This window comes from Halomonas sp. SpR8 (genome assembly GCF_031010195.1).
Lineage (GTDB): Bacteria > Pseudomonadota > Gammaproteobacteria > Pseudomonadales > Halomonadaceae > Vreelandella.
In genome coordinates this window covers 90,469-111,067 of sequence record NZ_JAUAMC010000003.1, presented here as the reverse complement: position 1 = coordinate 111,067, position 20,599 = coordinate 90,469, and the positions used below count along the sequence as shown (strand labels likewise).

The window sequence follows — 20,599 nt, the reverse complement described above, 5'->3', positions numbered from 1 at the left end:
ACACGCCGCCTGCGGAAGTCAACACCTCTGATTGCGCTGGCTATCAGAACGTCTGACAATAACCCTAATATCCGTGTATGCGGAGCATTCGATGTCAACGAGGCATAAGTAACGTGGTGAAATGCGTCTATAAATGGATTGTAACGTGTTTATTCCTACTGCTAATTAGCAGTACCGCTATTAATCAGACTTATGCCGCGGTTCAAGCGAACATGCTTGATCGTGTCCCTGAGCAGGCTGAATTGGCAGCACGGCTCGCTGAGCTAGAAGGACTAGAGGATACATTAACCGATCAGCAGGCCAGCGACAAAGGGGCCTTAGAGGCCGCTATTGAAGCCTACGAGCGGCTGACGTCGGTTAATGAGCGGCTCAATGCACTAGACGCTCGGGTTGAGCAAGCCCCGGAGCTTCTATCAAGCCTTCAGCTTGAGTTGAATGACGCGGAAGAGGCAGCCCAGCAGCTTTCAGTTGCCGATTTGAGTGATCGTCCCCTCGACGAGCTGGAATCCTTGCAAACCGAGGCAGTGGTTGAGCTTCAACGGCTGCAAAGTCAACTGGCGGAAGTGAACTCGCAGCTGTTAGCTGCGCAGACTCTTCCTGAGCGTGCTCAACAATCTATTGCGGAAACGCTTCAACGCGCGGAGAGTTTACGCCGACAACACGATGAGCGCGAGGCTTTGCTTGCGGATCGCCAACTTTCTGCGTTGAATGACGCACGGCTTATCCAGTTCCGCCTAGAGCGCGCGCTGGCTGACCGCGAAGTGAGATTTTATCAGCGTGAGCTGAGCGCCAATAGCCGGCTGCGTGAATTGGCTCAGCAGCGCCGTGATGTGCTTATGATACAGGTCGACTATCAAGAGCAGCAGCTCAACATGCTGCAAGGAGTGATAGATCAACAGCGCCGTTTGGCCTCCGAGCAGGCGATTGCCGATGCGGCACGGGATAACCCATTAATTGCCGCCGGACAACCCGTGGTTGTGCAAGCACAACAGACCAATCAAACCCTAAGCCTGGAACTGCTGCGAGCGACGGATCGCGCTAATAGTATTGTGCGCGAGAATATTGAAGCGCAGCGTCAGTTGGAGCATGTGCGTCAACTGCAGCGCAGCCTCAATGAACAAATTGAGGCGATTCGTGGCAGCCAACTGCTATCACGTATTCTCCGTGAACAGCGCCAATCATTGCCTCCGTTAGCTGCCCCACGTGATTTGCAGGATGAAATTGCCGATCTGCGTTTAAAGCAGTTTGATTTGGCACGCCAACGTGACGATCTGCGTCAAAGCGAACAGTTTGCTACCTCGCGATTGGCAGAGGCCGGTATTGAGGCGACGCCGGGCCTTGTCGATTCGTTGTCGCGGCTATATCAATCCAGGCGCGAGCTGGTCGAGCAGTTAGAGCAGTCTTACGGAAGCTTGCTAAGCGCGGCAATTGAGCTGCAACTGAACCAGCAGCAACTGTTGACCACCACCAGCGAACTGCGTGAAACCATCGATGAGCAGCTGTTTTGGGTCGCCAATAGCCGCCCTTTAGATCTTAATTGGCTGCGTCAGTTGCCACATAACCTGCTATTGGAGTGGCAGGAGGGAGAGTGGCGGGCGGTTTTACCTACGCACTGGCAAGGGCTTTCCTGGGAAGTGCTAAGAGGAGCGCCGCTGATCGTGCTGAGCCTAGTGCTTATAGGCTTACGGCGGCAAATAAAGGCTATCTTGGCCAAGCTGCATTCACAAATTGGGCGATTAAAGAGTGATACGCAGTTACATACCCCGAGAGCGGTGTTACTCAATGCGCTGTTGGCAATCTCCGGCCCGTTGGCATTAGCCGGCGTTGGTGTGGGGTTGCTGGCTGCGGAAGGGCCGTTGGCCAAGAGCGTAGCACCTGCGCTGCTGCAATTGGCGCTTAGTTGGGCGGCGGTCGCGTGGGTACGCAGGCTACTGGTTCCCGATGGCGTGGCGGAGCGCCACTTTACCTGGTCGCCCCAGTACAACGCCCGCTTGCGTCAATTATTGGGTGGTTTAGGCGTGGCTTTAGTACCGGTCATTGCGATTGCGGCAATGTCAGGGGAAATGGAAACGCCGCTAGCGCTGCGGCCTGTAGCACTAGGGTTATTATCACTAGGTCTGATAGCCATGAGTTGGTGGTTGGCGCAGCTGATACTGGCACATATCCCCATTTTTGGCGTTCGGCTGTTTCGTTTGCTGCTAGGGTTAGCCATGGCCTCGGTGCCGCTTATCTTGCTGGGTTTGGTGGTTTGGGGCTACGAGTACACGGCGTTACGTCTGGTGGGCAGGTTCGCTATCACCCTTTATCTGCTAGGACTGTGGGTGGTCGTGGAAGCCACGTTGGTGAGAAGCCTTGCGGTGGCTGCGCGTCGGCTGGCCTATCGGCGCGCGCTGGCGCGCCGCCGGGCTCAGGTACAGGAGGGCGCCGAAGGCGGGCTTGAGGTAGTGGAAGAGCCTCCGCTCGACATGGAGCAGATCAATAGTCAGTCGCTGCGGCTCTCTAAGCTGATCGTATTGATAGGCTTTAGCGCGCTGTTTTATTTAGTTTGGTCTGATTTACTCTCGGTGCTGGGCTATTTAGATAACGTGTCGCTGTGGGAGTCGCAAGAGGGTGATCTCGTCAACAACGTTCTGTCGATATCCGACGTGTTTACCGCTCTGTTGGTGGTGGCGATTACGTTTATTATGGCGAGTAATTTGCCCGGCCTTTTGGAAGTGATGGTGCTGTCCCGGCTGTCATTGAAGCAGGGCAGTTCTTATGCGATTACCTCGCTGCTTTCCTACACCATTGTGGGTACCGGTGTGGTCATGGGGCTAGCGACACTGGGCGTGTCCTGGGACAAGCTGCAGTGGCTAGTGGCTGCGTTAAGTGTAGGATTGGGCTTTGGTCTACAGGAGATTTTTGCCAACTTTATATCGGGCTTGATTATCCTGTTTGAACGTCCGATTCGTATTGGCGATACCATTACCATCGGCAACTTACATGGTACCGTCAGTCGCATTCGTATTCGTGCGACTACCGTCACAGACTTTGACCGCAAAGAGATCATTATTCCCAATAAGACCTTTGTCACCGATCAACTGATTAACTGGTCGCTGTCGGACAATATTACCCGGGTGGTGCTTACCTACGGCGTGGCTCACGGCTCGGATATGGAGAAAGTGCACCAGCTATTGTACCAAGCTGCAGATGAAAACCCACGGGTTCTAACCGACCCTGAACCGCAAGTTTTCTGCCTAAGCTACGGCCAGCATAGCCTTAACTTTGAGTTACGCATTTTCGTTAACGACTTGCTCGATCGTCTATTTGCCGCTGATGAGATTAACTGCCGGGTAGACGAGCTGTTTCGAGAGGCAGGCGTTCGAGTGGCCTTTGAGCAGATGGATGTTTGGCTTCATCGAGACCAGGATGAGGGGGTAAAAGTCCAATCCGCAACGCGCCTTTCACCGCCTGGAACGAGTTAAGCCACTTTGACCGCATGAAGGAGGAATTCGCGATTGCCATCACCGCCAGTGATCGGGCTCTCCTGCCAGTGGCGAATGGCCAACCCGCAAGCCTCACAGGCGCTGCGGATGCTGGCTTCCACTTCGTCAAAGCGCTTGGCATCACGCACTACGCCGCGTTTATCCAACGCGCCGGGTGTCAGTTCAAACTGGGGTTTGACTAGTGAGATTAGCTGGCCGTTCGGAGGCAAGAGGTTGGCAATTTCAGGTAGAATTAGCGTTTGGGATATAAACGAGACGTCCATAATAGCGATATCAATAGGTTTAGCGGTCAGCACATTGATAAGCGCGTCGGCACTGCTCATTGAGCGCGCGTTCAAGCCTTCCAGGCAGGTGACGCGAGGATCGCCGCGCAGCTCAGAGGCAAGCTGTCCGTGGCCGACCTCCACGCCCACCACGTGGTGGGCACCAAAATGCAGCGCGCAGTCTGTAAAGCCGCCAGTGGACTGTCCGATATCAAGCACAACATCGTCATCGAAACGAAGCCCAAGCGCTAAAAGCACCGCCTCAAGCTTTAGACCTGCGCGGGATACATAGCGCTCTTCAGGGTCTTCGTCGACGTTAAAATGCGTATCTTCGGGCCATTTCTCCGACGCCTTCATTAACGGTTTACCGTTCTCCGCCAGCTTTATCCGTCCGTGACGAATTAGCCGCTGAGCGCGGGTGCGTGAGTTGGCCAGCCCTTGGCTGACCAACAGTTGGTCGAGTCGCATCATAGTGCTTGAGACATAGTGCTTGAGACATAGTGCTTGAGACATAGTGCTTGAGACATAGTGCTTGAGACATAGTGATTGAGAGTGTCGTTCGGCGGGCTGCTTAACCCGCCTCAGGAGGTGCGTTAGGGCCTTGGTCTGCCTGAAGTTCGGTAGGCGGTAAGCGCGAAGCCCCCCAACTACGATGCAGGTAGTGTTTAACATTACTCAACTCTTCGCTAGTAACAGAAACCAATTCACCGCGTTCGAGTGGATCATAATGATAAATATACAGTCGCGATGCAAAGCGATCAAAAGGTAACGACGCCTCTCCAAAGCGTTCGCCGTTGCCCGATGTGCTCACAATAACGCCATCGCCCCAATCCTGGCCGCTATCATTATTCGGATTGTAGAAATACACCCTCATGATATCGGAAGGGTCGAGGGAGGCACGCAAAATGGTAATCGCATGCCAACCGATAAAACGCGCCGCGCTATCGGTAACTGCAATGCCTGCAGGTTGGGGATGAATCAGCGGCTGATTGCCATTGTAATAAGGGTGATAGTAGGCGTAGAAGCGACGCACAAAATCGTCCACATCGGTTAACTGCCCAGTGGCTACATCGACATTGATACGAAAACCGCGGCCCGACCACCAGCCGTGAAACTCAGGGTTAACCCAGCGGTGGGGGTCGCCCTCGCGGCTCACACAGCGCCGGCCCATTTCCGCATAAATACGGTCCAGGTGGGGCACGACGATCAGTGAGACAGGGTCGAGATCCATTGGCAGTTCCTTGGCAACGCCTGCAATGGTCTCCATTGACGAAATCGCCTGACCTTCAAAATGCATAATGATTTCGTCGTCACGCGCGGCCCAGGCCACCATCTGCAGTAAATAGTCCGGGTCGTTGTAAGCCCACATTGAAAGCGCCCGGGCCGATTGGCAAGTTGGGTTATTGCCTTGGCCCACCCCTAGCGGTAGCCCCAGCATGCACAGCACGCCTTCGATCAAGCGAGCGCGTGGGGATGCAAGGTCCCCGTACGCCATGTTAAGCCGCGACTGTGACCACTCTGAAAGTGGCAGGTTCAGCTGGCGCCACATCGCCGGCGCCACCGGCGGCTGGTAGAGAATGCCACGCTCGAGCATCAGCGCAAGGCCGTAGACTGCCTGCGCTGTGGCGGGATAAACGCCGCCACGTATAAGCGCTTGAACCAGTTCGCGATAACAGAGCAAGCAGTCGCGCCCCGTTGACGATAGCCCCAGCGCCTCGGAAAGTAAGTGATCCCCCTCTTCAAGCAAGTGGCGTAACAGCACGGCGTGATAAGGCGACACGAGACCGGTGTCGTGCATTGCCCGAGCAAACCCTGTGGATTCAGCCTGCAGGGCGGCCTGATCCATATGCTCTAACCGGTCGCGATAAACATCGACGCCGGGATCTTCACGACAGGCCTGGGTGGGGCCATAAAGCGAACTCACTAGACGGTCGGCGCCTTGTCCGCTGGCGCCCAGATCAATGCTGGGATTGGCCTGGCACAGCGCAATTTGGGTGATCATCTGTTTGATCGAATCAACCTGGATAGGGCGCTGTTTTAAAATGCGCCATATCTCATCAATCAGTTGATCAACAATATGTTCGTAGCCAATGCGATCAGCGAGATGCTGGAAGAGGTGACGAGGAATGGATGCCAAGCTTCCTTGCGTCTCACGTTCCGCCTCGCTGGGTGGTAAGAACAGCAGCCATAGATTAATCGCCATTACCTGGGTGAGGTAGTGGTGTGCATGTTCTGCGGAAACGAGAGAATGCACGAAATCGCCTTTGGCGACGGCAAGGAGCCGCAGCTCGCTTAATGCCTCAATGACGACCACATTGGCATCTGCGCTTTTTAGCGCGAAGGTTGTCAACGTAGGCACAAGAAATTGGGGTGTTTCCCAATCGGAGCCCAAAAATACGCCTGAATCTTCAAACGCTTGCGCGCGTAACTCCAGTGCTTCGCAACCGCCATCCTCCAGCAGTACACTCCGCGCAGTGTCTAATACACGTGGCAGTACGGCGGGCTTTGAGAAGGTTGGCGCCTGCGTGAGCAGGTGCACGGCTTCATCAAATTTGCTCAACAGGACATCGAGCTTGCTATCTTCTTGAGAAGACGACACTTGATCTGTCTCCACGGTGACTCCTTATCCCTGCATGAGCGGGGATTATACATAGAAGTCGAGATCTTCTTGGCGTTTTAGCAGATCGCGGATCGTATGCGCATCCTCGCCTTTAAAGTAGATCAGACCCCAATGGGTACCAAACGCGGTGCGTTTAGTGACGGTTTCTTCTACTGGTGAGGTTAGCTCATGTGACTCAAAATAGGTGTGATTTCCGGTCTCGTCAGGGGTGTTTAAGCGGCTGACCACACGACGCTTGTGTAAACGCTAAAATTATCGGCATCGGCTACGTTTTCTTGAACTTGAAGAATGAACAGATTTGCCAACTTATCTGAGTCACCATACACGAGGGTGGCATGAGCGGCTAATGAGTGTTTTGTCCGCAGCATTAACGCGCATAGATTGTCGAAGGCTTACCTGGGAGGCGTAACGGAAGGAATATGGTAAGCTAGGCGGTTCAACTTCATGTACAAGTGGCAAGAGGAACAGGCCAAGATGGCGGCCAAGCCGATCTACCGTGTAGTGGTTCACCAACAGGGTGAAATTTGGGATTTATACGTTCGAGAGATCTTTCAAAGCGAACTCTGGGGCTTTATTGAAGTCGAGGAGTTTGTCTTTGACGATGCTTCACGGGTAGTGGTCGACCCTGCAACTGAAAAATTGCAGCGAACCTTCGACGGCGTTAAGCGTAGCTACCTACCGTTAAATGCGATTGTGCGCATTGATGAAGTAGAGCGCGAAGGGCCATTGAAAGCGGTCAAGACCGATGCTCGGGTCGCGGAGTTCCCCCGTCCCTTTCCGCTACCACCTCGTGGCGAAGGGTAAGCGTATGAGACAAGCGCACCGCTCAGTTAAGCGACAAGCGCTGTTGGCTTCGTCCGCCTTGCAGCGTTTTTAATCAGGACATGATGTCATGCAAGTAAACAAAATACGTTTTCGATATTACGCCGCTGCGGCTGGCATTTTACTCAGTGCGGCGAGCATTGATGCCAGTGCTCAGTCCGATAGCCAGGCCTGGGTGACCGATGAGTTGAGCACTTACGTGCGCAGTGGTCCCACCGATGGTTATCGGATTATTGGCACTTTGAATGCCGGCGAACAGGTTGAAGTACTTGAAACTAGCGGTAATTACACTCGCGTGCGCAACAGCGATGGTAACGCGGTCTGGGTATTGAGCGATGAGCTTCAGCAAACGCCAAGCGCGGTTGAGCAGCTACCCGCACTTGAAGAACAGGTTGAAGAATTGACTGCCGAGCTTGATGGCATTAATGAGACCTGGGAAGAGCGGGTTTCTTCGATGACCGAGACGCTTGAGATTCGTGAGCGTCGCATTGCTGAGCTTGAAGCGAGCAATCAGGAGCTTGATAGCCAAGCGGAAGAGTCGCGTCGACAGGTTAGAGGACTTCAAGCCCGTTTGGAGACCCAGGAGGAAGACCTCTTGATGCGCTACTTCATGTACGGTGGCGGCGTCGCTGGTGCGGGATTGTTGGTAGGGCTGATCGTGCCACATCTGCCGCGCCGGCGTAAAAAGCGTGACCGCTGGTTCTGAAGCGATTTTAAAAACCAGTTCTAAGAACCTTTCAAAGGCAGCCCCACCATGAGTGAGCAGTGGCGCAAGCGTTGGCAAGAGGGGCGTATTGGCTTTCATCTGCAGCAGACGCACCCTGCGCTGCTGCGCCATTGGCAGACGCTGGGCGTTGCCAAACGCACTAAAGTGCTAGTGCCATTGTGTGGCAAAAGCCTTGATATGCGCTGGCTGGCAGATGAGGGATATCCAGTGTTGGGGATTGAGTTCGCCCCTGAAGCTATTGAGCAGTTTTTGGCCCAGCGCAGCACTTCAGTATCGCGTTATCGCCAGGCGGGGTTCAATATTTCCCGCCAAGGCAGTGTTGAACTCTGGTGTGGGGACTTTTTTCACCTGCATATTCAGCAGGCCGCTGAAATAGGCGCGTTTTATGATCGTGCCTCGCTGATTGCGCTGCCGCCTGCGACCCGTCAACGTTATGCTTTTCACCTTGCCCAACTAGTGCCGCCTGGTGCCAAAGGCTTATTGATCAGCTTGTCGCATAGCGAAGGTGAGGTAGGTCCGCCGTACAGTGTTCCCGCCAATGAGATTGAAAGGCTATTTACGCCAAATTTCTCCCTGACCTTTCTTGAACAGGGGGCCCCCGATGACCGCGGCAGAACTGAAAGCGTGTGGGGGCTGGAACGACGCGGGCCGCGCCTTTAAATTTGAAACATTGCAAACGTAAAAGGTGCGGCCCGTAACGGCGGTGCTTCTTAGAAGCTGGGGCCTTAGCGTGCGAGTAGGCGGCCCAGCTCTGGATCGCTAAAGGCGCGATTCATGCCATCGCTAAGTAGGTCGCTCAGCATGCGAGCATTGCTTTCGGCATCGGGTTTAAGAGCGTAGCCCTGAGTACGACGCGAAGTGTATGTGCCGGTATAGGTGGTGCCCTTGTTTTGAGCGATAGCCCGGAAAACCCCTTCAAGGCGCGCTTCGTCCACCAAAGGCTGGCCGCTGTCACCGCGGGCATAGTTCAGGCTAGCAAGTTCCAGCGTTAAACTCGGGCGTCCCTCAGCTTGCTCGGTAGTGGGGTTGAAGCCCATATCTCGTACAGCGCGTTCAGCCTCTTCCTGCAAACGCGGAATCAGCTCGTGGCTGCTAACGGTAATATGTGCCGTCGACATGCCGCCGCCAGCACGATTACCAATAATGTCGCTCTCGCGGCCATCCTGGGCAATGACCGTCACCTGCTGGCCGGAGCCAACTTGCGGTACCTGTGCACTGCGCTCGGGGTTGAGCTGCAAGTATTGGGGGCTGGCGCAACCAGCAAGCCATGCACTGGCAAGCAGTACACCTGAAATCCGTAAAAAGTGACGCCGAAGCATGGTCTTCCTCCGCTATGGCTAAAACGCCAGTATAACGCGGGTAGCGCGTTGGCGGTATGTTCTAGCGATGCGATTACTAACGATAATCTGGGCTTTCTGCCTCACTGTGCTTTTGACTATGACCAAGCGATGTTTTACGCACTGGGCACGATAGAGACTTTGCTATGGATCTGTTCGAAAACGACGACATGAAGTTGATCAAACTGCTTCCAAGGGATGGGGACGTCTATTACCACGGGAGCATTTTGGATGCTGCCACATCCGCAATGTATTTAGATAAATGCATTAGCGAGTTGAGCTGGGAGCATGACCGCGCGTTTATTTACGGCAAAGAGATTGTGACTAAACGACAGATTGTCTGGTACGCGGATAAGCCGGTCTCTTATACCTACTCGGGGTATACCAAGAGGGCGTTGGTATGGCCGGATTTTCTGCGCGAGATTAAGCAGCGGGTGGAGAGTGAGTGTGGAGAGAGGTTTAATTCGTGCCTGGGCAATTTCTATAGCTCTGGCGAAGAAGGTATGAGTTGGCACAGTGATGGCGAGAAAGACCTTGTCGAGAATGGGGTCATCGGGGCATTGAGCTTAGGCGGCGAAAGGAAGTTTTCGTTTAAACATAGACAAACAGGGGAGAGTGTTTCGCTTACGTTAGAGCACGGTAGTCTGCTGGTTATGAAAGGCAGCACCCAAAAAAATTGGTTACACAGTCTTCCAAAAACCAAGAAAGATGTTGAGCCACGGGTGAGCTTAACTTTTAGGCAAATGCGCTTGTGAGCTAACCTGACTAAAGCCCCAGCAGCACTGGCTACTGGGGCAGTGCTCAGCTTTTTCCTAAGCAACGCGGGTTTGTTCCGCCGCTTCTGTTTCTACCTTGGGAAAACGCCGCCAGTGGCGCGGATGGGCGAATAAGCGCTGTCCACGTTGTAGCGCCAGGTGTTCGAAGTCCGTGTGTCGCACGGTGGCTAGCCACGGCTGAGCGAGCCAATCGGCCTCCAGCTCCACGCGCACTTCGGCACCCACTGGCGAGATTGCTGTGATCGTGACCGGTAGGTGACTTTCAGCAGTGGGCTGCTCGGTTAGCCTCACTTCATGGGGGCGTAGCAGTAGCTCTTGATGGCCGTCGGGCAGATCAACGTGCCAATAGGCATCTCCGCAGGTTAAAACGCCGCTGCTTACGTTGCCTTCGAGATGGTTCACATCGCCTAAAAACTCAAACACAAAGCGATTTTTGGGCGTGCGGTAGAGCTCATCGGGGGTGTCGATCTGCTCAATGCGACCGTTGCTCATTACCACCACGCGGTCAGATAACTCCAGCGCCTCTTCCTGGTCGTGGGTCACAAACACGCTGGTAAAGTTGAATTCATCGTGAAGGTGGCGTAACCAGCGGCGTAGCTCCTGGCGCACTTTTGCATCCAGGGCGCCAAATGGCTCGTCCAGCAGCAGTACTTCCGGCTCTACGGCCAAGGCGCGTGCCAGCGAGACCCGCTGCTGCTGGCCGCCTGAAAGCTGAGCAGGGTAGCGGTTGGCAAGGTGCTCCAACTTAACCATTTCCAGCAGCCTAAATACACGAGAGCGGATCTCGCCGCTGCTGGGGCGACGCTTGCGCGAGAGCACGGTCAGCCCAAAGGCCACGTTGTCGTAAACGCTCATATGGCGGAACAGCGCGTAGTGCTGGAAAACAAAGCCAATGCGGCGATCGCGAACATGCATATTGGTCACGTCGCGGTCACCAAACAGGATCTTACCCGGCTGAGGAGAGCGGTCAGCATTTTCCAGGCCCGCAATGATTCGCAGCAGGGTGGTTTTGCCCGACCCCGAAGGGCCGAGTAGACCTACCAACTCGCCTTCGTGAATATCCAGATTGATCGGCTCTAACGCCTGGGTAGTGCCGAAGTGCTTAGCGATGTTGTGTAAATGAATGCTCATGCAAATGCCTCCCGTTGCGCTGCGCGCCATTCCAGCCCGGCCTTGGCGGCGAGCGTCAGTAGGGCAATCAATGCGAGTAGGGCCGCGCAGGCAAACGCCCCGACGGCGTTATAATCCTGGTAAAGCTGCTCAAGGTGCAGGGGTAGCGTATTGGTCTTGCCACGAATAGCGCCGGAGACCACTGATACGGCACCAAATTCTCCCACTGCGCGGGCGTTAGTAAGAATCACGCCATACAGTAACGCCCAACGAATGTTGGGCAGCGTGACGCGACGAAAGGTCGTCCAGCCTGAGGCACCCAGCGTCACAGCGGCTTCCTCTTCACGAGAGCCTTGCGCCTGCATCAGCGGAATCAGTTCGCGGGCAACAAAGGGGCAGGTAACAAAGATGGTCACCATTAAAATACCCGGCCAGGAGAACATTAGTTGGATATCGTAGCTATCCAGCCATCCGCCAATCCAGCCGTTGCGGCCATATAGCAGTAAATAGATAAGGCCAGCAACAACCGGGGAGACCGCAAACGGAATATCGATCAGCGTTTGCAGAATGCGTCGGCCTGGAAAGCTGAACCGCGTGACCAGCCACGCCAAGGCAACGCCGAATACCAAGCACACCGGAATGGTTAACAGCGCAATCACCAGCGTTAAGCCAATTGCATGTAGGGTAAAAGTATCACTGACGTTAGCCCAGAAGACCATAACGCCCTGGGAAAACGCCTGGGCAAAAATAGCCACTAGCGGCAGCAGCAAGAACAGCGCTGACAGCACCAGGGCGACACCTATCAGCAGGCGCCGGATAAGCGGCGCATCACCAATTCGACGCATTACCCCTTACCTCCATGCAGGCGGCGCACAAAGCGGCCCTGCCAAATGTTGATCGCCAGTAGCAGTGCCAGGGAGACAAACAGCACTACCGAGGCAATCGCCGATGCCCCGGCATAGTCATACTCCTGTAGCTTGACGAAGATCATCAGCGCGGTGATCTCCGTTTCGTAAGGCATATTGCCAGCGATAAAGATAATCGCACCGAACTCGCCTAACGAGCGCACAAACGCGAGTCCGGTGCCGGTCACTAGGGCGGGCCAGATGTGCGGTAGGATAACGCGGCGGAAGGCGACACCATCGGTAGCCCCCAGCGACATGGCGGCTTCATCGACCTCAATAGGCAAATCCTCTAGCACCGGCTGCACCGTGCGTACGACAAATGGAATGCTGGTAAAGGCCATGGCCAGGGCAATACCCACCCAGGTGTAAGCGACTTGGAAGCCAAGCGGCTCCAGCAATCCACCCATCCAACCGCTGCTGGCGTAAAGCGTTGCCAACGTAATGCCTGCCACGGCAGTGGGCAGCGCGAAGGGTAGATCCATCAGCGCGTCGAGCAGCCGTTTTCCGGGGAATTCATAGCGCACCAATACCCACGCCAGTAACAGCCCAAAGATAGCATTAATGATGGCGGCCACTGCCGCCGCGCCGATGGTGACCATATAACTGGCCACGACGCGACCTTCGGTAATGATCGCCCAGTACTCGGCAAGGCTAAGCCCTGCTAACTGGCCAAATAGTCCGGTAATCGGCAGCAGCAGTACCAGCGAGATAAACAGTACGCTGATACCCATAGAAAGGCCAAAACCCGGCAGCACGCGGGTGCTGCCGGTTCGCCAGGTGGCTAGTTGACTCATGGTTCAGGCTGGCTCATAAGTGAATATTAGCGACGCTGTAGCTGGTCGAGAAGAGCGCCACCTTCAAAGTGGGTCTTCATGGCCTCGTCCCAACTGCCGAACACTTCGTCAACTTCAAGCAGTTCGGTTTCCGGGAAGTGATCAGCGAACTCTTCGACCACGGTTTCGTTATGGACTCGGTAGTTGAAGCCTGCCAGCAGACGCTGGGTCTCTTCGGTATAGAGGTATTCAAGATAGCTCTGGGCCAAATCGCTGTTACCGTTGCGTTCAGCGTTTTCGCCGACAACCGCTACCGGGAACTCGGCCAGAATACTAACGGGCGGCACAATTACTTCGTAAGCATCGCTACCGTATTCGCTGCGAATATTGTTGACTTCCGACTCGAAGCTAATCAGCACATCGCCAATTTCACGCTCGATAAAGCTGGTGGTCGCCCCACGGCCGCCGGTATCAAATACCGCTACGTTGGCCAAGAAGGTGCGCATAAACTCTTCGATTTTCTCTTCATCACCGTCGAACTCATTTTCGGCAAAGCCCCAGGCGGCTAAGTAGGTGTAGCGACCATTACCCGAGGTTTTGGGGTTGGGGAACACCATCTCCACATCTTCTTTAACCAGGTCGTCCCAGCTCTCGATACCTTTGGGATTGCCTTTACGCACTAGGAAGGCAGTGGTGGAGTAGTAGGGCGAGGCGTTGTTCTCAAACGCATCCTGCCAATCTTCGGCTACCAGCCCTGCATCGGCGAGTACCTGCACATCGGTCACCTGATTAAAGGTCACCACATCGGCACGCAGGCCCTGCAAGATGGCGCGCGCTTGGGCAGAGGAGCCGCCGTGAGACTGGCTGATCTCAATCTCTTCACCATGCTCTTCTTGCCACCAAGCTTGAAACTCGGGATTGATCGCCGCAAACAGCTCGCGAGCAATATCGTAGGATGAGTTGAGCAGTTCACGCTCTTGAGCAGCGGCGGGGCTGCTCACTGTGACGCCTAAGGCAAGTGCAATCAGGCTGCGGCGGAAAATGGTCGGTAGTGTCATAAGCTAGTTCCTTCAAAAGAGTAAGCGCGTTTTATCGCAATATTGGCAAGGTTAAATCTATCAATGTGGAATTACAATTATGTTTTATATTCTATTTGAGAATATAAGTGTGCGTAGATGCCCAATGTAAAGGCATGTAAGTGATGGGGCTTGGCAGGTGGCTCTGGTAATATAGCGAACTCATTCCCCTGTTAATCTAGGAACCTGTTATGACCGCTGCGCAGGACTTTTTGATTGCTCCCTCTATTCTTTCCGCTAACTTTGCGCGGCTTGGCGAGGAAGTCGACAACGTGCTGGCGGCTGGCGCGGATGTAGTGCATTTCGATGTCATGGACAATCACTATGTGCCCAACCTCACCATTGGCCCCATGGTATGCAAAGCGCTGCGCCAGCACGGCGTCACCGCGCCGATTGATGTGCATCTAATGGTCAAGCCGGTAGACCGTATGATCAGTGACTTTATTGAGGCAGGCGCCAGCTACATTACCTTTCACCCAGAAGCCTCTGAACACATAGACCGCTCGCTTCAATTGATTCGTGATGGCGGGTGTAAAGCCGGATTAGTGTTTAACCCAGCCACGCCGCTCTCCTACCTCGACTATGTGATGGATAAAGTTGATATGGTGCTGCTGATGAGCGTCAACCCCGGCTTTGGTGGGCAGTCGTTTATCCCCGGCACACTGAACAAGCTACGCGAAGCGCGGGCGCGCATTGATGCCTCTGGACGTCCGGTTCGTCTGGAGATCGACGGTGGAGTGAAGGTGGATAACATCGGTGAGATCGCCGCTGCGGGCGCCGATACCTTTGTGGCCGGATCCGCCATTTTTAGCGCTCACCAAGCCAGCGACCCGCACGGCTATGACACGGTGATCAAGCAGATGCGTGCGGCGCTGGCCAAGTAAAGGGTAAGTGTCGTTTAGTGAAGCTTCATGCGCGGTTTTAAGTAACGATTAAGCTTATCGACCAGCCACGCTAGCCCCGTCTTCGGCGCCCCATGAATAGAGAGCTGGTGCATGCGGTAGAGCGATGCATAGGCTTGACGAGCCAGCCAGCCCTCTAGAAACAGCCCCTTGGAGGCGGAGCTACGCATTAAATTGCCCACCGCGTCAAAGCGGGCCAGCGATACCAGCGAGCCGTGATCGCGGTAACGGAAATCGGCGAGCGGTTTGCCTTCCAGTTGGTTGACCAGATTTTTGGCCAGCAGCTTAGCCTGCTGGTGAGCAGCCTGGGCGCGAGGCGGCACGGTGCTATCCTCTCCCATTGGGCAACTGGCGCAGTCGCCCAGGGCGAACACCTTCTCATCATCGACGCTTTGCAGGGTCCTGTTGACTTCAATTTGGTTTTTCTTGTTCGTCGTCAGGCCTAGCCCCGCCAAAAATGGCGGCGCTTTAATCCCCGCTGCCCACACGTTGATATCGGTCTTGATCACTTCATCGCCACCGGTGATCAGCTGATGTGCCTGGGCTTCCTTAATGGCGGTATCGGTGTGAACGGTCACGCCCAAGCTCTCAAGTTCTGTTTTGACGGTTTGACTAATGCGCTCGGAGAGCCCAGGGAGTAGGCGAGGGGCGGCTTCAATCAAATGGACGCTAATCGTTTGGTGGTCTTCCGCCGTCACGCCGTAGGCGTTGAGCATACGCGACGCATCAAACAGTTCAGCAGCAAGCTCTACCCCTGTCGCACCGCCGCCGACGATGCCAATCGTTAATTGAGCATGCTGGCGCAGGTTAGGGTCGGTATAGCGCAGAAAGGTGTTGATCATATCGCGCTGGAACGCCTTGGCCTGTTCGGGTGAGTCGATAAAGTGGCAGTGCTCCGTGACACCGGGCGTGCCAAAATCGTTGGAAACGCTGCCTAGCGCCATGACCAAGTAGTCATAGGCAAGCTCCCGGGCGGGCAGCACTTCTTGCCCATCTTCATCATGGATCGGCGCTAATTGCAGCGTCTGCTGCTCGCGATTGATGCCGGTTAGCGAGCCGCGTTGATAGCGGTAGAAGTGAGCAGACGAGTGCCCGCGAAGATCCACCTCGTCCATGCTGGAATTCAGCACTCCGGTGGCCAGTTCGTGGAGCAGCGGTTTCCAAACATGGGTGGTATCGCGATCCAGCAGCACAATTTCTGCGCGTTTGCGCTTCCCTAACGTGTGGCCTAATCGCGTGGCAAGGGCTAAGCCGCCCGCGCCGCCGCCAACAATCACGATTCTGGGAGTGGGCATATCACTACCTCCTGAACAAAATTAGCCCTAGCATAGAAGGTTCTAACGCATATGACTAATGCGAAAGATTGGCTTGAGCAGGTAAGATGGTGGCTTTATGCAAAGGGCTAGCGCAAAAGCTATTGTGAGCGACTATTTTGCAAAGTCATCGTAAAGGCCGAAGACGCCACGAGGGTTGAAAACGATGGTTGAAAAGGCGCTCCATCAGCGATGCAGCAAAAAAGGGGCTATTAAAAGTGCATTCAATACACTATCCGGCACTACATTCAGCATTAAAGGACAAACGGCTAATTGCGTTCGACTTGGATGGAACGCTGATTGATTCCGTGCCGGATCTTGCCGCCGCGGTGTCGCTTACATTAAATGAGCTGGGGCTGCCCCAACCGAGTGAATTAGAGGTGCGTGACTGGGTGGGCAATGGCGCGCCTGTGCTTGTCGAGAGAGCCCTCACCTGGGCCATAAAAGCTGCCCCTGAGGCTGAGCTTCAAGAGCGCGCCTATAACGCCTTTATGTCGCACTATGGCGCGGCGCCCAGTACCCTGACGGCTCTTTACCCCGGGGTTCAACAAGCTCTCCTGGAGCTGCATACCTACGGCTTGACACTTGTGTTGATCACCAACAAGCCGGAGCGCTTTATTGAGCCGCTATTGAGTCATTTCAAATTGCTGGAATACTTTACCCTGTGGATAGGCGGTGATTCGCTAGCCGAAAAAAAGCCCCATCCTTTGCCACTGTTGCACGCTGCCAAGGTATGCCAAATGTCGCCCGCTGAGTGTGTCATGGTCGGTGATTCGCGTCATGATATCGCTGCTGGAAAAGCGGCAGGGTTTGCCACATTGGCGTTAACCTACGGTTATAACCATGGCGAACCCATTGAAGAGAGTGACCCCGACCAAGTGCTTACCTCGTTAACCGAACTACTGATGACGGCACCCCAGGCGACAAGGACTGCTTAATGATGGCCCCGGAATATTTTCACGAGCTTAGCCAGGCAGGCTACAACCGAATTCCTGTTTCGCGTGATGTGCTCGCTGATCTCGATACGCCGCTTTCTACCTACTTGAAGTTAGCCAACACCCCCTGGACGTTCTTGTTTGAGTCCGTGCAGGGCGGTGAAAAGTGGGGTCGCTACTCAATGATTGGGCTGCCCAGCCATGAGCGTATCGAAGTGCGCGGCTTTACGGTTCGTCATATCAAAGAGGGCGAAACTGTCGGGGACACCGAAGTGGACGACCCGCTGGCGTGGATTGAGAAATTCCAAAGCCGATTCAAAGTGCCCAAATTAGATGATCAGCCGCGTTTCGACGGGGGGTTAGTCGGTTACTTCGGTTATGACACTATTCGCTATATAGAACCGCGCCTGCGTGGCGGGGCGGATAAGCCCGATCAGCTTAACGTGCCCGATATCCTGCTGATGGTGTGCAATGACTTTGTGGTGTTCGATAACCTTTCCGGGCGGTTAACGATCTGGACCCACGTAGATCCTGCGCAATCAGATGCCCTTGAGCGCGGCCAGGCGCATTTGAAACACCTTGAGACCCGCCTGCGCGAAGCGCATATCAGCCCCAATAATGCTGGCAGCGGCCGTCAGCCTGTGGAGGAGAGCGACTTTAACTCAGGTTTTACCGAGCAAGGGTTTAAAGCTGCCGTCGATAAAATCAAAGAGTACGTGCTAGCGGGAGACATCATGCAGTGCGTGCCCTCTCAGCGTATGTCGATTCCTTATCAGGCGTCACCGCTAGATCTCTACCGCGCATTGCGCAGCTTGAATCCGTCGCCGTATATGTTTTTCTTTAACTTGGGGGACCACCATGTGGTGGGCTCTTCGCCAGAGATTCTGACCCGCATGGAAGAGGGCGAAGTCACTGTGCGACCCATTGCAGGCACGCGTAAACGGGGTAAAACCCAGGAAGAAGACGATGCCCTGGAAGCGGATTTGCTCGCCGACCCGAAAGAGCTAGCCGAGCACCTGATGCTGATCGATTTGGGGCGCAATGACGTAGGGCGAATTTGCCAAACCGGCAGCGTTGAAGTCACTGATCAGATGGTCGTTGAGCGCTACTCACACGTAATGCATATCGTCTCCAACGTGACCGGCAGGCTGAAGCCGGGCTTAACCGCGATGGACGCGCTGCGGGCGACTTTCCCCGCCGGTACGGTATCGGGAGCGCCTAAAATTCGGGCGTTGGAAATTATCGATGAAGTAGAGCCAGTCAAACGTGGTATCTACTCCGGGGCAGTGGGCTATCTCTCCTGGCATGGCAATATGGATACCGCTATTGCGATTCGCACTGCGGTCATCAAAGACGGACAGCTCCACGTCCAGGCCGGGGCGGGCATTGTGGCCGATTCGGTACCCGAAATGGAGTGGCAGGAAACGCTCAACAAAGGACGGGCTATTTTCCGCGCCGTTGCCATGGCGGAGCGCGGGTTAGACAACCTTTAATATAACAGCCCGGCTACTCGGCTGTTGCGCCGCCTAGGGCCGCATGCAGTACGTCGGCATTGTGGCGCAGCATTGACGGATAATTGTCAGCCGGGCCGCCTGTGCCGCTTAGTGAGTCGACATAAAGCGGGCCTGCCAGTGGTATTGAGGTTTCCCGTGATAGTGAATCCATATGGATTGAAGAAGAGGTGCTTTCATAGAACAGCGCTGATGGGCTAGGGCGCTTCTCGTTAAGGTAGGCACTCATCTTAGCCATGGCATCAGCGCTGCCCTGGGTCTCGGTGTTTATCCCCCAAACCCCGTGCGCCTCAAACGCATAGGCGCGGGCGAAATAGCCGAAGCCAGCTTCGCTGGTCACTAACGTACGATTGGTTTGCGGGATGCCGTCAAGCCGCTCCTTTACCGTTTGGTTAAGCGTGATAAATGCCTGGCGCGCCTCTTCGGCGCGTGCATAAAACGCATCTGCATGAGCGGGTAAATGCTCGGCCAGGGTGGCGGCGATGACATCGACATAGGCGGCGGCACCCTGTGGGTCCATCCACATATGCGGATCTGGTTCACCTTTGTACTGCCCGGTGGAGATCATCAGCGGCGTGTAGTCGGCCTTTGCGGCCACTTCAACTAACGTCAACTGGTCGTCGGACATTGCTTCCACATGACGTATCCAAGGCTCTAAGCCCAGTCCGTTGTAAAAAATAATATGCGTCTCTTCTAGCGCGAGCACGTTGGGGGGCGTCAGTTCCCAGCGGTGCACGTCTTCTCCTCTGGGCACGATGACATTCACGCTAACCGCGTCACCCGCTACTCGTTTAACCAACTCCTCCATGATTGAAAAGGAGGCAATAACTCGGAGCGTTGTGTTGGCATGGGCTGGCACCATGCTCATTAGTCCGATAAATAAGAGCGTACATACCCAGGTAACCCGCTTATACATCCTACGCTCCTGACTGTTTTGTAAACTAACGTAAATGTTGCTAGATAATAAAGACTGCGGTGATCCCTTGCCAGCTCCAACCAATTTGAAGGGCATAAAGAATATGACCTAAGAGAGAATATCCTCGGCAGGCAAGTGCTACTGTGCTGAACAATATTACACCCCTAAGCATAGCGTGCCCTATGACTGAACGAACGGTTTCTTATTTACCGCGACGGTGTTGCTATCCGAAAGGCCTGGAGAGGGCACCCGGTGAGCCCGTGTCTTTGAAGGCGCTCAATGCGTCGCCTGAAGGCAAGCCAGTAAACTGCGGCTAATCTACTTGCTAATCCGGCACTCGACACTAGCGTTACAACCCCAGAATTTAAATACGCGGTTTGTCAGCTGACCCGGGGTGACACTTAATCCCTGCAAGAGTGGACTTGGTTGCGGTATCATCGAAGATATAGAGCCGATGGCAACACATTACCGACCTGGGTGACGCATGAGCCATTGCAATGATAGTGATAGGAGTAGCAAGCAGTTATGGCTCAGAAGGTCCTTATGTTGGATAACTACGACAGCTTCACGTTTAACATCGTGCAGTACTTGGGTGAGCTGGGCGCAGAAGTGATCACGCACCGTAATGATGAGATCACGATCGAGCAAATTGCAGCGCTGGCGCCAACGCACTTGGTGGTGTCGCCGGGGCCCTGCACGCCCAACGAGGCAGGTATCTCCATGGCCGCCATCGAACACTTTGCCGGTAAGTTGCCTATTTTAGGCGTCTGCCTGGGCCACCAGGCGATTGGTCAAGTTTATGGTGGCAAAGTAGTGCGTGCTCCGCAGGTAATGCATGGCAAAACCTCTGCCGTAATGCACGATAACCAGGGTGTTTTCGAAGGGCTGGATAACCCTGTTGAAGTGACTCGTTACCACTCGTTAGTGGTCGATAAAGCGTCGTTGCCTGATTGCTTGGAAATGACTGCCTGGACTGGCAGTGACGACGTAACCCCTGGTTTAGTCATGGGGCTTCGCCACCGCGAGCTGGATATCGAAGGAGTCCAGTTTCACCCCGAGTCGATTCTTACCCGCCAAGGCCATGAGCTATTGGCCAACTTTTTAAAACGCGGCTGATGGCCGGTTTCA

At 54.6% G+C, this 20,599-nt stretch carries 18 protein-coding genes and 1 pseudogene; 9 read left to right on the top strand and 10 right to left on the bottom strand.

What is annotated here, in order from left to right; genetic code table 11:
* The first annotated feature begins 77 nt into the window (after positions 1–77).
* The gene (gene mscK, locus QT230_RS07060) at positions 78–3,464 is read left to right on the top strand and encodes a mechanosensitive channel MscK (protein WP_308320885.1); all 3,387 of its coding nucleotides are present in this window, start codon (positions 78–80) and stop codon (positions 3,462–3,464) included.
* Here mscK and QT230_RS07055 read toward each other — a convergent pair.
* From QT230_RS07055 to QT230_RS07045, 3 genes and pseudogenes are all read right to left on the bottom strand, one after another.
* Entirely contained in the window at positions 3,461–4,219 is a 759-nt protein-coding gene (locus QT230_RS07055) for a TlyA family RNA methyltransferase (protein WP_308321396.1), read from the bottom strand. The genes mscK and QT230_RS07055 overlap by 4 nt on opposite strands.
* 100 nt (positions 4,220–4,319) lie before the next feature.
* Positions 4,320–6,362: a hypothetical protein gene (locus QT230_RS07050; protein ID WP_308320884.1), complete on the bottom strand. Its 2,043-nt coding sequence runs from the start codon at positions 6,360–6,362 to the stop codon at positions 4,320–4,322.
* Positions 6,363–6,392: 30 nt separating this feature from the next.
* Positions 6,393–6,605: pseudogene (locus QT230_RS07045) on the bottom strand (carboxylate--amine ligase); the annotation flags it as partial.
* Between the two features lie 237 nt (positions 6,606–6,842).
* On the opposite strand from QT230_RS07045, the gene QT230_RS07040 reads away from it, so the two are divergent.
* From QT230_RS07040 to QT230_RS07030, 3 genes are all read left to right on the top strand, one after another.
* Positions 6,843–7,172, top strand: a complete 330-nt coding sequence (locus QT230_RS07040; protein ID WP_007113264.1) for a DUF1820 family protein — start codon at positions 6,843–6,845, stop codon at positions 7,170–7,172.
* An 88-nt stretch (positions 7,173–7,260) separates the two neighbouring features.
* Positions 7,261–7,896 (top strand): TIGR04211 family SH3 domain-containing protein, encoded by a 636-nt coding sequence (locus QT230_RS07035; protein ID WP_308320883.1) that lies wholly within the window; start codon positions 7,261–7,263, stop codon positions 7,894–7,896.
* 48 nt (positions 7,897–7,944) lie between these two features.
* A complete protein-coding gene (locus QT230_RS07030; protein ID WP_308320882.1) occupies positions 7,945–8,577 on the top strand; it encodes a thiopurine S-methyltransferase in 633 nt (210 codons plus the stop codon).
* Positions 8,578–8,642: 65 nt separating this feature from the next.
* On the opposite strand, the gene QT230_RS07025 is transcribed toward QT230_RS07030, so the two are convergent.
* A complete protein-coding gene (locus QT230_RS07025) occupies positions 8,643–9,236 on the bottom strand; it encodes a YajG family lipoprotein (RefSeq protein WP_308320881.1) in 594 nt (197 codons plus the stop codon).
* A 164-nt stretch (positions 9,237–9,400) separates the two neighbouring features.
* On the opposite strand from QT230_RS07025, the gene QT230_RS07020 reads away from it, so the two are divergent.
* Positions 9,401–10,009, top strand: a complete 609-nt coding sequence (locus QT230_RS07020; protein ID WP_308320880.1) for an alpha-ketoglutarate-dependent dioxygenase AlkB — start codon at positions 9,401–9,403, stop codon at positions 10,007–10,009.
* A 57-nt stretch (positions 10,010–10,066) separates the two neighbouring features.
* On the opposite strand, the gene QT230_RS07015 is transcribed toward QT230_RS07020, so the two are convergent.
* From QT230_RS07015 to cysP, 4 genes are read right to left on the bottom strand one after another with little or no spacing between them, the layout of a single operon-like run.
* The gene (locus tag QT230_RS07015) at positions 10,067–11,161 is read right to left on the bottom strand and encodes a TOBE-like domain-containing protein (protein WP_308320879.1); all 1,095 of its coding nucleotides are present in this window, start codon (positions 11,159–11,161) and stop codon (positions 10,067–10,069) included.
* The gene (gene cysW, locus QT230_RS07010; protein ID WP_308320878.1) at positions 11,158–11,985 is read right to left on the bottom strand and encodes a sulfate ABC transporter permease subunit CysW; all 828 of its coding nucleotides are present in this window, start codon (positions 11,983–11,985) and stop codon (positions 11,158–11,160) included. Before cysW ends, QT230_RS07015 begins: the two co-directional genes overlap by 4 nt.
* On the bottom strand, positions 11,985–12,839 hold the full coding sequence (gene cysT, locus QT230_RS07005; protein WP_308320877.1) for a sulfate ABC transporter permease subunit CysT: 855 nt from the start codon (positions 12,837–12,839) through the stop codon (positions 11,985–11,987). Before cysT ends, cysW begins: the two co-directional genes overlap by 1 nt.
* 26 nt (positions 12,840–12,865) lie before the next feature.
* Entirely contained in the window at positions 12,866–13,876 is a 1,011-nt protein-coding gene (gene cysP / locus QT230_RS07000) for a thiosulfate ABC transporter substrate-binding protein CysP (protein ID WP_308320875.1), read from the bottom strand.
* Between the two features lie 209 nt (positions 13,877–14,085).
* Between cysP and rpe the strand changes: the two genes are divergently transcribed.
* A complete protein-coding gene (rpe, locus tag QT230_RS06995; RefSeq protein WP_308320874.1) occupies positions 14,086–14,778 on the top strand; it encodes a ribulose-phosphate 3-epimerase in 693 nt (230 codons plus the stop codon).
* A 14-nt stretch (positions 14,779–14,792) separates the two neighbouring features.
* Here rpe and QT230_RS06990 read toward each other — a convergent pair whose 3' ends face one another.
* On the bottom strand, positions 14,793–16,091 hold the full coding sequence (locus QT230_RS06990) for an NAD(P)/FAD-dependent oxidoreductase (protein WP_308320873.1): 1,299 nt from the start codon (positions 16,089–16,091) through the stop codon (positions 14,793–14,795).
* Positions 16,092–16,327: 236 nt separating this feature from the next.
* Between QT230_RS06990 and QT230_RS06985 the strand changes: the two genes are divergently transcribed.
* Positions 16,328–17,047 carry a phosphoglycolate phosphatase gene (locus QT230_RS06985; protein WP_374694446.1) on the top strand — a complete coding sequence of 240 codons (720 nt, stop codon included), beginning with the start codon at positions 16,328–16,330 and terminating at the stop codon, positions 17,045–17,047.
* A gap of 2 nt (positions 17,048–17,049) precedes the next feature.
* A complete protein-coding gene (gene trpE / locus QT230_RS06980; RefSeq protein WP_308321394.1) occupies positions 17,050–18,537 on the top strand; it encodes an anthranilate synthase component I in 1,488 nt (495 codons plus the stop codon).
* Positions 18,538–18,550: 13 nt separating this feature from the next.
* On the opposite strand, the gene QT230_RS06975 is transcribed toward trpE, so the two are convergent.
* On the bottom strand, positions 18,551–19,471 hold the full coding sequence (locus tag QT230_RS06975) for a metal ABC transporter solute-binding protein, Zn/Mn family (RefSeq protein ID WP_308320872.1): 921 nt from the start codon (positions 19,469–19,471) through the stop codon (positions 18,551–18,553).
* Between the two features lie 525 nt (positions 19,472–19,996).
* Here QT230_RS06975 and QT230_RS06970 point away from each other — a divergent pair.
* A complete protein-coding gene (locus QT230_RS06970) occupies positions 19,997–20,587 on the top strand; it encodes an aminodeoxychorismate/anthranilate synthase component II (RefSeq protein ID WP_308320871.1) in 591 nt (196 codons plus the stop codon).
* Positions 20,588–20,599: the final 12 nt, after the last annotated feature.